Origin of the sequence: Pseudomonas sp. ES4, assembly GCF_050586665.1 — a bacterium.
Lineage (GTDB): Bacteria > Pseudomonadota > Gammaproteobacteria > Pseudomonadales > Pseudomonadaceae > Aquipseudomonas > Aquipseudomonas frederiksbergensis.
Genome location: NZ_JBOBDO010000014.1, coordinates 1 through 13,120 on the forward strand (window position 1 = coordinate 1; position 13,120 = coordinate 13,120).

Consider the following 13,120-nt stretch of genomic DNA (forward strand, 5'->3'; position numbering starts at 1 on the left):
AGCTGCTACAGGGTTATGTCGCTGCTTAACAGGATGTTTATGAACACTGATGCTTTCGCGCCACTGCAACTTCTCGCTGCACAACTGCTGCCCCACGCGCTGGAGCCGTCGGAAGATGGTGCCCATGATCTTTCGCACTTGCAGCGGGTCTGGCACAACGTGCGTACGCTTCACGCTGAAGAAGGTGGCGATCTTGAGGTGCTGCTCGCGGCCGTGCTTTTGCATGATTGCGTGGCGGTAGAGAAGAACTCACCGCTGCGTTCTCAGGCGTCGCGGCTGGCCGCCGGGAAGGCATCGAAATTGTTGGTGGACATGGCCTGGCCAGACGCAAAAGTCAGCGCAGTTGCCCATGCCATCGAAGCGCACAGTTTTTCCGCCAACATCGCGCCAACCACGCTCGAAGCGAAAATCATCCAGGACGCCGACCGCCTCGATTCCCTCGGCATGCTCGGCGTGGCGCGGACCTTTTACATCGCCGGACGTATAGGTAGCGCTTTGTACGACCCAGAGGATCCCGAGGCGAAGGACCGGGAATACGATGACAAACGTTTTTGCCTCGACCATTTCCAGACCAAACTGCTGCACCTGGCGGATGGGTTCCAGACGACCACCGGCCAAACTCTGGCGCATATTCGTCACGAGCGCCTGAAGGGCTTCATGGAGCTGTTCAAGGAAGAAATCGGCGTCTGCTGAAGGCCTTACTCCGGCCAACACTAACCCTGAAATCAATAACCTCAGACCTAACATCGACGCCTTGCGTGATAGATAGATGAAGCTCTCTTCTATCGGGTCAAGGAACTGCGTCATGCCTAGCGCAACACCCCAAGTCTCCAGCAGGTTGTTCGGCCTGTTTTGCCTGGCCAGCTATTTGCTGTCGCTGTCCTATGGCTCGACCTTTTTGCTGTCGCTGTTGATCGGTGCCCGCGGCGGTAACGAGCACGATGCCGGCAGTGTGATTTCGGCGGCGATGCTCAGTACGTTTGCAGCGGTGATCGTCTCCGGCCACTTGTCCGATTTGCTCGGCGCGGCGCGCTCGATTGCGCTGTTCGGCATTCTGCTGGTGGCCGCCAGCCTGGGCTTTGCCCTGGCGCCAGGCTTCGGCAATCTGCTGTTGTTTTTCGGGCTATTGCTGGGGCTGGGTTGGGGCGTGTTCTACACCCTCGGGCCGATCATCGTGGCGAGTCTGGTAACGCCTGCCCAACGCGCGAAATACTTTGCCCTGTTGTCGGGCAGCATGATGACCGGGATCGGCAGCGGCCCCTTGTTAGGCCGCGCCGCCAGTGCCCTCGGGTATCCGGTGACCGCGGCGTTTTACCTCGCGGCACTGGCCAGCCTGATCGGCGTATTACTGTTCTGGCGGTTGGATTCGCAGCTGAAAAAAGCGCCGGCCCACTCGGCAGCGGTGTCGCGAATTTCCTGGCGGGCAGCGGCGCAAGTGCTGTCGTCCAAAGCGGTATTCCCGATCATCATGGTCGGGCTTGGCGGTTGCGTTTTCGGCGGTCTGTCGAGTTTTCAAACCAGCTACGCTGCCGCGCGTTCACTCGACTATTCACTGTTCTTCCTCGGTTTCATGGGCGCTGCGATCAGCAGCCGCATGCTGATCGCCGGTTTCGTGGTCAAGCGCGACCCGTTCCGGGCGTCCTGCCTGCTGTCGGGCTTGATGATGGGTTCGATCCTGATGTTCGGGTTTGTCGTCGACGACGGATTCAGCTACGTGCTGGCGGCGGTGATGCTCGGGGTCGGTTACGGGCTGACCTATTCGGTGATCAACGGCCTGGCGGCCAACGAGACGCCGAACGGCACCACCGCGCAATCCTTGCTGCTGTTCAGCCTGTCCTACTTTATCGGCGTGTTTGGCTTTCCGTTGCTGGCCGGGAAAATCATCGTGGAACATGGGATGGCGACGCTGTTGCTCACGGTGTTGGCGGTTGCTGTACTGAATTGGCTGATCAGCGTCGGCCGGCTGGCCTGGCGCCGAGCCGTTACCCGCAAAGTGTTGCAGCAGACCTAGACCGTTCGTCGTTCATCAGGCACCAATCCAAATCGGGGGCGGACCAACTCAGGTAAGGACTCTATTAAATGGACCTATCCACACCCATCAAGAGGTAACCATGAACGTTGATAAAAACCTTGAGAAAGAAGTCCTGACCCGTCTGCTGCATGCCCATCCAAACGGTTTGGGCAAGGAGGTCCTGGACAATTACCGGGGGGAGAGAGTCGTGGCCAGCACCCTCGCCACGCTGCAGGATCGTGGATTGATCCAGCATGGTCATGTGATCTGCAACGAAGAGGGTGAGCATTCTTTGAATCTACCGATCAAGCTTAGTGCCGCAGGGGTTGAAGTGGCCCGCAAGCTGGACGTTTAGCAAGACGAATCAGATCGCAGTCGTGCGCGGCTGCGACCGTTTGACAGACTCTACAAGCAGCAGGAGAAATCCCATGCCTCGTGGAAGCAAAGACAAATACACCGCCGAGCAGAAACGCAAGGCCGAACACATCGAAGAAAGCTACGAGAACAAAGGTGTCTCGAAAGAAGAAGCCGAAGCCCGGGCCTGGGCGACCGTCAACAAGCAGTCGGGAGGCGGTGAGCGCAAAGGTGGGTCCGGACGCAAGAAACTGGCGAGTGCCAAGGCCGAAGATCGCCAGGAATCAGCTCGTCGTGCGGTGGCCAGCCGTGAAGGTCATTCGCGTAACAGCAAGGCTTCGCGCGAAACCCAGACCGTCGACAGCTTGATGAAAGAAGCCCGGGCGAAGAAGATTCCGGGTAGATCGAGCATGCGCAAGCAGGAGTTGATCGAGGCGTTGCGCAAGGCTGGGTAAGGTCAGGGTTTTTTGTTGAATTGGATGGCCCCATCGCGAGCAGGCTCACTCCCACACTGGATCTGTGAACGACACAAACCCCCTGTAGGAGCGAGCCTGCTCCGGGCGGCGTTCCGACGATGGCGGCCGATCAGGCACCGAACGTCCGGCTGATTAACGCATACACCTCAGCCGACCCCGGCGAAGTCGCCGGCCCCCATCGAGTCACCGCCAATGCCGCCGCCGCATTGGCCCGCCGTGCTGCTTCAAACGGTACCAATCCTTGCGCCAACCCAGCCACAAATACCCCGGCATGCGCATCCCCCGCGCCATTGCTGTCCACCGCCTCGACCTTGAATCCCGGCACGTGCTGGCAGTCTCCACGCTGGTTGATCCAGCACCCCTGCGGGCCGTCACGCACCACTATCAACACGTTGGCCGGCAGATGATCGGCCAACCGGTTCAAGGCTTCGACAATGTCCGACGCACCAGTAAACTTCAGCGCCTCGACGCTGTTGCTGGTCCACAGATCGATGCGCGCCAGCAAGGCTTGCATCAACGGCTCATCCGGCGAATCCACCAGCGGGCCCGGATCGAACACCACGTTGATCCCTCGCGGCAAATCCAGCACCCAATCCACCAGCGCCTGGGCTTTGCCGCCATGCAGCAGGCTGTAGCCGCTGACGTAGACATAGTCACCCGCCTCGGCCGGCACGCTGGCCAGATCCTCGGCCGTCAGCTCACCTTCGGCACCGATATAGGAAATGAAACTGCGCTCCGCCGAGGCTTCGGTCAACGCGACGCACAATCCCGTATCCCGTTCGGCGCGGTGAGTGATGCCAATCCGAATGCCTTCAGCCTTCATCGCTTCACGCGCCAGATCACCAAAACGCCCGGTGCCGTGACGACCGAGGTAAACCACCGGCAAGCCATTGCGCTGGGCAGCAGCCATCACATTGAAGCCGCCGCCAGCCTCGAAACTGGCAGATTGCGCCAGCACGTCACCGCCCGAATGCGGCAGTTTATCCACGGCCATGACCAGGTCGATCATGACCTGGCCGGTGTGCAGCAATCTAGGCATGAGCATTCTCAACTAACGCGGCGCGACGATCCTTGGCGCCGCCGAGTACACAGTAAATGCCACCGGCCACCAGGAACGTCACGATCCAGCCGAGGCCGTTATGACCCAGCCAGGAGTCGGACAGGAAGCCGCGGAACCACACGGTTTGTTCGGTCGTGCCTATGGTGGTGAAACTGAAGCCCAGCACGATTGCCAGCGCCCACGCACCAAAGGCGCGCCACTCGACACCGCCGCTGTACCAGTAAGCGCTGCTCGGGCTGACGTCCAGCAGGTCTTTGGGGCTGTAGTAATGACGATGGATCAGGTCAACGACGAAGATCCCGACCCACGCGGTGATCGGCACCGCCAGCAGTGAAATGAAAGTAATGAACGGGCCGTAGAAACTGTCGGCGATCAGCATGAAATAGATTGAACCGGCAAAAATCGCAACGATATCGACGACCACCGCGTAAACACGTTTGACCTTCAGGCCAAGGGTCAGCGTGGTCAAACCGGCCGAGTACACCGACAGGTTGTTCGACAGCAGCAACCCGCCGAACGCGGTGATCAGGTACGGCACGGCCATCCAGGTCGGCAGCATGTCGCGGATCGCGATGATCGGGTCGGTGGCCGAGGCCAGGTCATTGTTGCCCACTGACAGCAGGCCGCCGAGGGTGATCAGCAGCACCAGCGGAATCCCCGCACCAAACGCTGCCGACGCCACCAGGCGCACGGCTTTGACGCTGCGGTGCTGGTAGCGCGACATGTCGGCACCAGCGTTGGCCCAACCGATCCCGGTGCCGGCGGCCATGGTGCCGATGCCGATGATCATTGCGCTCAACGGTGCCGGCGTGGCGTTGAACACCGCGCTCCAGTCGATGGTGGCGCAGAGAAAGCCGCCGACCAGAATGTTCAGCGCACCGAACACGTAGGTTGCCCACTTCTGGATCACCAGCAAGGTGGCGTGACCGAGACCCGACACCGAGAGGGTCAGCAGCACGAAAATCGCAATGAAGATCAACGTCAGCACGGGTGCGCTTTTGGCTTCCACCGGCGAGCCGAACAGGATCGAGCACAGCGACAGCAACACGAACGCGGCGGTGGTGGTGTTGACGGTTTCCCAGCCCAGACGCGACATCAGCGAGACCAGGGTCGGGCCGATGTTGCCGCGTACACCGAAAATCGCTCGCGACAACGTCAGGCTCGGGGCGCGACCACGGCGACCGGCAATGGAGATGATCCCGACCACCGCGAAGGAACCGGCGGCGCCGAGGATCGCGACGATGATCGCCTGCCAGATCGCCAAGCCGCGAAAGGCTACAAGGGTTGCGCCCAGCGGCAGGCCGAGGATGGAGATGTTGGCCGCAAACCAGACCCAGAACAGCTGCAACGGATAACCGTTGCACTCCGCTTCCGGCACCGGCTCGATGCCTCGGGTTTCCAGTTGCCCGGCACTTTGCCCGGTGTTCGATGAACTCATGTGAAATGCTCCTGTTGCCTTTGTTGTGGTTGTGGGCAATTGCGGAAGACGACATAACATTTCGGCGGTCCTGGCCGTGTTTGTGCTTTCCGTTGCGGGTTATCAAATCAAGCAGGCGGCGCGCTCATCGCGAGCAGGCTCACTCCCACAGGTACGGCGTGTACCTCAAGGTTTGCACTATCCCTGTGGGAGCGAGCCTGCTCGCGATGGCGCCAGTGCTGTCAACGCAAGGCCAAGAGCCCCTGCACCAACGGTTCCAGCTCCAGGTCATTGACAGCTTTGACCTTGTCGATCATCGCCGCCGGCCAGCTCTCAAGACCCAGGCAGGCCCCAAGCATGGCGCCGAGAATCGCCGCGATGGTGTCCGTGTCGCCGCCAAGGCTCGCGGCCATGCACAGCGCTTCGAACGCGTTCATTTCACCAATGGCCACTTGCTGGGCCAGGGCAAACGAGACCACCACCGATTCCTGTGAAGCCACAGATGTACCGATCACGTCGTACATCAAATCCGCCAGCAGTGCCTTGTCGCTGTCGACACTGATGGTCCGCGCCCAACTGATGCGCGAGGCGATGCGTCCGCCCGCCACCCAGTTACCGTGGCATTCAGCTTGCAGAGCGATTTGCTGGCCGAGGTTCAATGCTTCGCCCAGGTCCATGCCGTTGATACCGGCCGAGACCACCGCCGCTACTGCCGCCGCGCTGGAAATGCCCAGCGTGGTGTTGTGGGTGACCTGGCAAGCCTGCACGACAGCGTTGATGAATTGCTCAGGCTTGGCGACATCCGCCGCAATCCCCACCGGCGTGATGCGCATCGCCGCGCCATTGGTGGTGCCGTAGCGCCCCGCTTCTTCCGGCGAGTGGCCGGCGAGGATCATCTCGATGGCACGTTTGGTCGAAGGGCCGAGCAAGTCTTGCGAGCCCTTGGCCTGCATCGCCGCTTCCCATTCGATCAGCCGTTGGGCGAGCAGCGCCGGTTCGATCCGGCCCTCTCCCTCAACCAGCAGTTGGCCAACCAGAATCGCCTGTTCGGTGTCATCGGTGATCGAGCCTTTGAGCATGTTGGCGGCGATCGGTTGATCGGGGCCTGCGTCTTCCAGGCCAGTGATTTCGCCGAAGCGCACCTTGATCTCGGCACGGCTCAGGGATTGGGTCGGCATGCCCAGCGCATCGCCCAGGGCCAGTCCATAGAACGCGCCCAATGCACGATTGAGCTCGGTCACTTTGACTCTCCAAACTGCAGGTGCAGGCGAAAATGCACCGGGTCGAGCAAGCTTTCGACCTGTTCCATGAAGCGGTTTTTCCGGTCGTAGGTGGTGCGCAACGCCTTGAGGAACACCGTGCCCTCCGGACGACCGAGCAGTTCGGCGTCTTCGGCGTTCAACGGTTCGGCGCCGATCCATTGATCGCCGCGCTCGCCGATATAGCCGTAGGCGGCCAGGGTGATGGTCAGGGAGTTGTCGATAAGGCCGACCCGCGGCAGGCTTTCCAGGCCTCCGGTGGCGGGCATCAATGAGCGTTCAAGGGAGACCAGCTTGCCTTCGTTGGAACGACGGCGACGGTCGAGGGTGATGAATTGGTCGGTGCCGAAACGCGGCAACAGGTCAGGACGGGTGACCGCCTCCAGCCGCAGCACTTCGGTATTGATCAGCGCCCCGCTGTCGGCCAGGGCCTGGGCCCAGCCGCTGCGTTGATCGAGCACCACGCCGTCGAAGGTGACGATGGAGCCCACCCCGCTTTGCGTCGCGATGTAGTTGCGCCGTTTCAACTCAGCCAGGGCTTCGCGCAGCGTGCCGCGGCTGACTTTGAATTCTTGAGCCAATTGATGCTCGCCCGGCAACAGAAAACCGTCCTCCATGAGGCCGCTTTCGATGCGCCGGATGAGTTCGTCGACCACCCGTTGTTTCTTGTCAAATCGTACCTGTCTAATCATGTACAAAGAGATACTCGAAACGGGCTGGGGCGAGCAAGGAATATTTAGGGGAAATGACGGAAGGAATTACACATGATCGTTCCCACGCTCCGCGTGGGAATGCAGCCCGGGACGCTCCGCGTCCTGCCGAAGCGGACGCGGAGCGTCCATTGAGGCATTCCCACGCGGAGCGTGGGAACGATCAGTTAGCGGGGGGTTAGCGTTGTTTGAGGCGGTCGATCACTACGGCCAGCAGCAAGATCGAACCGCGAATCACATACTGGTAGAAGGTATCAATATTCTTCAGGTTCATCGCATTCTCGATGATCGCCAGAATCAGCACCCCGGCAATCACATGCCGGATCATGCCGATCCCGCCGCTCAACGACACCCCGCCCAACACGCACGCCGAGATCACCGTCAGCTCAAAACCCTGGCCAATCATCGGCTGGCCGGACGTCATGCGCGACGCCAGGATCACCCCGGCCAACGCCCCGATCAACCCGTGCACGGCAAAGATAATGATCTTGGTCCGGTCAACGTTCACCCCGGCCAGCAACGCCGCTTCCTGGTTGCCGCCGATGGCCATGGTGTTGCGCCCGTAGGTGGTGTAATTCAGCAGCCAGCCGAAAAACAGAAAGCAGACGATGGTGATCAGGATCGGCACCGGCACACCCAACAACTGGCCATTACCGAAGACGAAGAACTGCTCCTGCGACACGCCGACCGCTTTGCCGTTGGCGAAGATGTAAGCCAGGCCGCGAACGATCTGCATGGTCGCCAGCGTGGTAATCAACGCATTGACCCGCAGCTTGGCGATCACGATGCCGTTGATCAACCCGACGATCAGCCCCATGAACAGCGCCGCCACCACACCGAGAAACACGCTGTCGGTGTCGCGCATCACCACCGCTGCAACCACGCCGGCGCAGGCAATCACCGAGCCCACCGACAAATCGAAATGCCCGGACGCCAGGCAATACAACATGGTGCAAGCGGCAATCCCTGTCGTCGAAATCGCCAGGCCCAGGCCGCGCATGTTCAGTGGTGAGAGGAAGTTGTCGATCAGCAAGGTGCAGAGCACGAAGATCCCGACGGCCGCCAGCAGCATCACCCAGTCATCGAGAAAGCGCCGCAGATCCAGAGGTTTGCGCTGGGTGGGCAAAGCGTTGTTTTGAATTGTCATAGTCACCTCTCAGTTCGCCACGCCGTCAGCGCGTTGGCGCGGCAAAGCCAGTTGCAGCAGGTTGGATTCATTGGCCTCTGCGCGAGACAACTCGCCGCGCATCGCGCCTTCGCAGAGCACCAGGATGCGGTCGGAAATACCCATCACTTCCATCAGGTCGCTGGAGACCACGATCACCGCGATGCCGCTGGCGGCCAGGTTGTGGATGATCTGGTAGATCTCGGCTTTGGCGCCGATGTCGATGCCGCGAGTCGGTTCGTCGAGCAGCAGCACTTTCATCGGCATCGACAACCAGCGGCCGAGAATGGCCTTCTGCTGATTGCCGCCGGACAGGTACATGATTTTCTGCGCCGCGTTGGGCGTCTTCACTTTCAGCGCCTTGATCTGCTTGTCGGCGTTGTCCTTCTCCCACAAGCCGCGCAACAGGCAGCCGAAGGTGGTGTGGGTGCCGCGGGCGCTGATGTTGATGTTTTCGGCGACGCTGGCGAGCGGCAGAATCCCCTCTTTCTTGCGGTCCTCGGGGCATAGCAGAATCCCCGCGGCAATCGCATCGCGGGGTGAACGCAGCTTCAGTTCATGACCGCGCAATTCCAGGCGTCCGGCGGTGTTGCGCTCAAGCCCGCTGAGCATGCGGAACAGCTCGGTGCGACCGGCGCCGACCAAACCGAACAGCCCGAGAATCTCGCCTTTGTGCACCTCGAAACTCACCGGCTCACGCAAACCCGGCCCCAGCAAACCGTCGACCTTGAGCGCCACCGCGCCACGCTGACGGTGGCGGTAATCGTAGATGTCCTGAATGTCGCGACCGACCATGCAGGTCACCAACTGATCGTGAGTCAGTTCGCTCATGTCTTCGAACGTGCGCACGAAGCGGCCATCCTTGAACACCGTCACCGCGTTGCAGATGCGGAACACTTCTTCCATGCGATGGGAGACATAAAGCACCACTTTGCCTTCGTCGCGCAGGCGACCGATGATCGCCATCAACCGATCGATTTCACGCGCTGACAGGCTGCTGGTCGGTTCGTCAAACGCGATCACATGCGCACCACGGGACAAGGCCTTGGCGATTTCCACCAGTTGCCGCTGACCGAGGGACAGGCGCCCTACTTTCTCTTGCGGATCGATTTCATCGGCCAGGCCTTTGAGACAGGCCAATGCCTGTTGCCGCAACGCACCGCGATTGATCAGGCCGAAACTGGCCGGCAGATGACCAAGGAACAGGTTCTCTGCCACGGTCATTTCCGGGACCAGGTGCAGCTCTTGATGGATCACGGCGACGCCACTGCCGATGCTGTCGGCGGTGGACTTGAAGACCATCACCTGTTCGCCGATCTGCAGATCGCCGCTGCTGGGGGTGTAAGCCCCGCCGAGGATTTTCAGCAGGGTCGATTTGCCGGCGCCGTTCTCGCCCATCAAGGCGTGAACCTGGCCCGGATGGGCGACGAAGCTGATGCCATCCAGCGCCTTCACCCCGGGAAAGGTCTTGCCGATCCCGTTGAAGCGCAAGCTGCCGCCGGTATTGTGTTGTTGTATTTTTGATTGCGCGTGCATAACCCACCTCTTCACACAGATCAGGCAGCCCCGTCGCCAGGGCCACCGATGAAATCAACCGCGCCTCAGTTCCAGAGGCCGATCTTTTCCAGTTCCTGCTTGAAGTTCTCGCGAGTGATCAGCGTTACGTCGTCCATCGCGGTGTACTTCGGCGGTTCTTTGCCGGTGGTGACCCACTCGTACATCATGCTGGCGGTGTTGTAGCCCTCGATGTGCGGGCTCGGCAGCATCGAGCCGAAGAAGCCGCTGTTGGCCTTCTTCAATTCGCCAATGGCGTCAGTGCCGTTGATGCCGATGCCGATCACGTTGGCCGCGGCAAAACCGGCGCTCTCGGTGGCGCGCACGCCGCCCAGCACGGTGTTGTCGTTCATGCCGCCGATGATCAGGTTTTTCGCCGCGCTCGGCAGTTTCACCAGTGCCGAATTGGTGGCGTCCATGCTGCCGGGTACGTCGAGGGTTTTCAGCGCCGAGAACAGGATGTGGTCTTTCGGCATGCCGGCGTCTTCCAGCGCTTTGACCGAACCGTCGGTGCGTTTCTTGCCGGTGTCGAGTTCGTTGAAGGTGTTGATCACCGCGTAGGTATCTTTCCAGTCCCAGCCACGTTTCTTCGCTTCAGTGGCCATGGCGTTGCCCTGTTTCTGGCCGACTTCGAACGCGGCCATGCCGAGGTACGGAACGTCTTCCATGAACTTGCCGCTGGCATCGACGAAGCGGTCATCGACGGCGATGACTTTCAAACCGTTGAGCTTGGCCTTGGCCATGATCGCCGGGCCCAGGGACACGTCTGGCGGGCAGATCACAAAGCCCTTGGCGCCGTTGGCGGCGAGGCTGTCAATGGCCGAGAGGGTTTTCTCGCCATCCGGCACGGCGATCTTGATGACGGTGAAGCCCCTCTCTTTCCCGGCCTTTTCGGCAAATGCCCATTCGGTCTGGAACCAGGGCTCTTCCGCCTGCTTGACCAGAAAACCGATCTTCACTTCCTCGGCCGCCAGCAACGAACTGCTCAGGCTGACCGCGGTGACCGCCAAAGCGGCACAGCACAGGGAACGGATCCCACGACGACGATTCATAAGCTGACTCCTTGTTATTTTTTTTGAGCGTTATTTGAAAGCCAATCAAACTGTGCAGCTAATAGTCATATCGTATGATGATTGTATTTCAGGCGTAGTTCCGCGCCTGAAATCCGATTGACTCAGTCGTGGTACATGACCGAGCGACCGCCATCGATGGTGATGCACGAGGCATTGATGAACGGCGCTTCATCGCTGGCCAGGAAAACGGCGGTCATGGCGACTTCGATCGGCTGACCGATACGACGTGGCGGGTGCAGATCGAACGCGCGCTGTCGCTCGGCATGCGGGTCGGCAAAACCGTTCCAGTAATCGACGTTCAATTGGGTTTCGATGTAACCCGGCGCGATGGCGTTGACGCGAATGCCCTTCGGCGCGTACTCGATGCCCAGGGCGCGGGTCAGGCCGAGCAAACCGTGCTTGGCCACCGGGTACGGGAAGCAACCGGGAATGATGTGAGTGGAATGGGTCGAGGCGATGTTGATGATGCTGCCAATGCCTTGCTCGATCATCTGCGGCAGCACCGCTTTGCAACCGTACCAGGCGCCATCGAGGTCGATGGCGAAGCAACGACGCCAGTCTTCCTCGGTCATTTCCAGCGGATCGCGGAACACGTTGACCCCGGCGCAGTTGACCAGCACATCGATGCGACCGTGCAGCTCGATCGCCAGTCCGGCCATGGCGTGCAGGTCTTGCTGGTTGGAAACGTCAGCCTTGATTGCCTGCACATCAAAGCCTTTGTCCCGCCATTGAGCCGCGACTTTTTCGACTTTCTCACCCTGGATATCGCTGATGATCAGCTTGGCCTGCTGGGAAGCGAAGGTCGCGACAATCGCCTCGCCAATGCCCTGCGCAGCACCGGTCAGCAGCACCACCTTGTTTTTCAGGCGCTCACCCTTTGGTGGTTCGGGCACTGGTGGCAAGGAAAGAGGTTCAGCCATGGATCAAGACTCCTTTTTGAAGGCACGACAAAAACCGGGCATCTGTCGATGTCCGGTCAAAAGGCTTTTTGGAAAATCGCTGCATCACTTCACCTGTTTTGTTTTTTTAAGTGTGAGTGCGTGTAACTGATGGAGCCGACTATAAACCCGACCGCCAAATAATCTCAATATATAATTTTACATCCCATATTTTGGGATTTACCCCACAAACCGTGTGCAGGCCTTTCCGGGCACATCGACTCGAACCGACAGCAACGCCCCGTCCAACGGATGATTGAGCGGGCTCGCAGCGCTGGTGATGTACAGGGTTTTGAAGTCTTCACCGCCGAATACGCAACTGGTGGGACGGCTGACGGGCAGTTCAATCACGCGATCGACCTGCCCGTCCGGGGTCAGCCTGAGCACACAGCTGCCATTCCAGCGGGCGTTCCAGATATAACCTTCGGCATCCATTGCCGAGCCATCCGGCTCGCCGCGCTCATACGGCCCGAACCAGATGTGGGCCGGGTCGAGGCTGCCGTCGGTGCGGATGAAGTACTGGTAGAGCGTGTTGTCGAGGCTGTCACCGAAATAGACGGTGGTCCCGTCGTCGCTCCACAGCAATGTGTTAGGGATGCCCAACCCTCGAAGCAACGGCGTGACCCGAGCATCTCGATCGATGCGAAACAGGCCACCGGAACGCCGGACGATGGGCACATCTTCACCCTGCTCGCCAATGTTGTTCTGCATGGTGCCGAGCCAGAGCCGGCCCTGAGCATCGCATCGGGCTTCATTGGCGCGATTGCCGGGTTGCGGATCGGCGACGCAGAGCAAGGTCAATCGTGGCTCCAGGCCGGGGGAATCCAGATCGAGGCGATACACGCCGCTGTTCAACGTCACCAGCGCATCGCCGCTTTCGCAGGGAATGAAGGCGGACACATGCTCGGGCATCTGCCAGATCTGCACGTTGGCGCCGATCAGCCGCAGCGCCTGTTGACCGGCGATATCAACCCAGTACAGCGCCTGGGTCGGCGCATCCCAAAACGGACTTTCGCCCAATCGTGCCCGGTGCTCGGTAACCGCGGTCCATTCCATGAAACCTCCTGCGTTGTTCTTGTTTTTTTGTGGGAGCGAGCCTTCTC

At 60.3% G+C, this 13,120-nt stretch carries 13 protein-coding genes; 4 read left to right on the top strand and 9 right to left on the bottom strand.

Annotated features, from left to right (window positions below; genetic code table 11):
* The first annotated feature begins 39 nt into the window (after positions 1-39).
* The 4 genes from ACQ4OB_RS16430 to ACQ4OB_RS16445 all read left to right on the top strand — a co-directional run bounded on the left by ACQ4OB_RS16430 (position 40) and on the right by ACQ4OB_RS16445 (position 2,820).
* Complete coding sequence (locus tag ACQ4OB_RS16430) at positions 40-693, top strand: HD domain-containing protein (protein ID WP_430956053.1); 654 nt, start codon at positions 40-42, stop codon at positions 691-693.
* 112 nt (positions 694-805) lie between these two features.
* On the top strand, positions 806-2,011 hold the full coding sequence (locus ACQ4OB_RS16435) for an MFS transporter (protein ID WP_430956054.1): 1,206 nt from the start codon (positions 806-808) through the stop codon (positions 2,009-2,011).
* Between the two features lie 100 nt (positions 2,012-2,111).
* Positions 2,112-2,366: a hypothetical protein gene (locus ACQ4OB_RS16440; RefSeq protein ID WP_074878946.1), complete on the top strand. Its 255-nt coding sequence runs from the start codon at positions 2,112-2,114 to the stop codon at positions 2,364-2,366.
* Positions 2,367-2,439: 73 nt separating this feature from the next.
* Positions 2,440-2,820, top strand: coding sequence for a Rho termination factor N-terminal domain-containing protein (locus tag ACQ4OB_RS16445; protein ID WP_074878948.1), 381 nt, complete (start codon positions 2,440-2,442; stop codon positions 2,818-2,820).
* A gap of 130 nt (positions 2,821-2,950) precedes the next feature.
* Here ACQ4OB_RS16445 and ACQ4OB_RS16450 read toward each other — a convergent pair whose 3' ends face one another.
* The 9 genes from ACQ4OB_RS16450 to ACQ4OB_RS16490 all read right to left on the bottom strand — a co-directional run bounded on the left by ACQ4OB_RS16450 (position 2,951) and on the right by ACQ4OB_RS16490 (position 13,073).
* On the bottom strand, positions 2,951-3,880 hold the full coding sequence (locus tag ACQ4OB_RS16450; RefSeq protein ID WP_102614857.1) for a PfkB family carbohydrate kinase: 930 nt from the start codon (positions 3,878-3,880) through the stop codon (positions 2,951-2,953).
* Positions 3,873-5,339, bottom strand: coding sequence for a purine-cytosine permease family protein (locus tag ACQ4OB_RS16455; RefSeq protein ID WP_430956055.1), 1,467 nt, complete (start codon positions 5,337-5,339; stop codon positions 3,873-3,875). The genes ACQ4OB_RS16450 and ACQ4OB_RS16455 overlap by 8 nt, the downstream gene beginning before the upstream one ends.
* A gap of 221 nt (positions 5,340-5,560) precedes the next feature.
* Positions 5,561-6,559, bottom strand: coding sequence for an ADP-ribosylglycohydrolase family protein (locus ACQ4OB_RS16460; RefSeq protein ID WP_430956056.1), 999 nt, complete (start codon positions 6,557-6,559; stop codon positions 5,561-5,563).
* Positions 6,556-7,269, bottom strand: coding sequence for a GntR family transcriptional regulator (locus ACQ4OB_RS16465; RefSeq protein WP_074878956.1), 714 nt, complete (start codon positions 7,267-7,269; stop codon positions 6,556-6,558). Before ACQ4OB_RS16465 ends, ACQ4OB_RS16460 begins: the two co-directional genes overlap by 4 nt.
* 196 nt (positions 7,270-7,465) lie before the next feature.
* Positions 7,466-8,434 carry an L-arabinose ABC transporter permease AraH gene (araH, locus tag ACQ4OB_RS16470; protein ID WP_033056977.1) on the bottom strand — a complete coding sequence of 323 codons (969 nt, stop codon included), beginning with the start codon at positions 8,432-8,434 and terminating at the stop codon, positions 7,466-7,468.
* 9 nt (positions 8,435-8,443) lie between these two features.
* Positions 8,444-9,988: an L-arabinose ABC transporter ATP-binding protein AraG gene (gene araG / locus ACQ4OB_RS16475; protein WP_430956057.1), complete on the bottom strand. Its 1,545-nt coding sequence runs from the start codon at positions 9,986-9,988 to the stop codon at positions 8,444-8,446.
* 65 nt (positions 9,989-10,053) lie between these two features.
* A complete protein-coding gene (locus ACQ4OB_RS16480) occupies positions 10,054-11,058 on the bottom strand; it encodes a substrate-binding domain-containing protein (RefSeq protein ID WP_430956058.1) in 1,005 nt (334 codons plus the stop codon).
* 122 nt (positions 11,059-11,180) lie between these two features.
* Entirely contained in the window at positions 11,181-11,999 is an 819-nt protein-coding gene (locus tag ACQ4OB_RS16485; protein WP_074878963.1) for an SDR family oxidoreductase, read from the bottom strand.
* A gap of 198 nt (positions 12,000-12,197) precedes the next feature.
* On the bottom strand, positions 12,198-13,073 hold the full coding sequence (locus ACQ4OB_RS16490) for an SMP-30/gluconolactonase/LRE family protein (protein WP_430956059.1): 876 nt from the start codon (positions 13,071-13,073) through the stop codon (positions 12,198-12,200).
* Between the last annotated feature and the right edge of the window lie 47 nt (positions 13,074-13,120).

What these genes read in the sequence shown, in the direction of transcription:
- ACQ4OB_RS16430 (WP_430956053.1), top strand. Translation starts at nt 40, where the DNA reads ATGAACACTGATGCTTTCGCGCCACTGCAACTTCTCGCTGCACAACTG.
- ACQ4OB_RS16435 (WP_430956054.1), top strand. Translation starts at nt 806, where the DNA reads ATGCCTAGCGCAACACCCCAAGTCTCCAGCAGGTTGTTCGGCCTGTTT.
- ACQ4OB_RS16440 (WP_074878946.1), top strand. Translation starts at nt 2,112, where the DNA reads ATGAACGTTGATAAAAACCTTGAGAAAGAAGTCCTGACCCGTCTGCTG.
- ACQ4OB_RS16445 (WP_074878948.1), top strand. Translation starts at nt 2,440, where the DNA reads ATGCCTCGTGGAAGCAAAGACAAATACACCGCCGAGCAGAAACGCAAG.
- ACQ4OB_RS16450 (WP_102614857.1), bottom strand. Translation starts at nt 3,880, where the DNA reads ATGCCTAGATTGCTGCACACCGGCCAGGTCATGATCGACCTGGTCATG.
- ACQ4OB_RS16455 (WP_430956055.1), bottom strand. Translation starts at nt 5,339, where the DNA reads ATGAGTTCATCGAACACCGGGCAAAGTGCCGGGCAACTGGAAACCCGA.
- ACQ4OB_RS16465 (WP_074878956.1), bottom strand. Translation starts at nt 7,269, where the DNA reads ATGATTAGACAGGTACGATTTGACAAGAAACAACGGGTGGTCGACGAA.
- araH (WP_033056977.1), bottom strand. Translation starts at nt 8,434, where the DNA reads ATGACAATTCAAAACAACGCTTTGCCCACCCAGCGCAAACCTCTGGAT.
- araG (WP_430956057.1), bottom strand. Translation starts at nt 9,988, where the DNA reads ATGCACGCGCAATCAAAAATACAACAACACAATACCGGCGGCAGCTTG.
- ACQ4OB_RS16480 (WP_430956058.1), bottom strand. Translation starts at nt 11,058, where the DNA reads ATGAATCGTCGTCGTGGGATCCGTTCCCTGTGCTGTGCCGCTTTGGCG.
- ACQ4OB_RS16485 (WP_074878963.1), bottom strand. Translation starts at nt 11,999, where the DNA reads ATGGCTGAACCTCTTTCCTTGCCACCAGTGCCCGAACCACCAAAGGGT.
- ACQ4OB_RS16490 (WP_430956059.1), bottom strand. Translation starts at nt 13,073, where the DNA reads ATGGAATGGACCGCGGTTACCGAGCACCGGGCACGATTGGGCGAAAGT.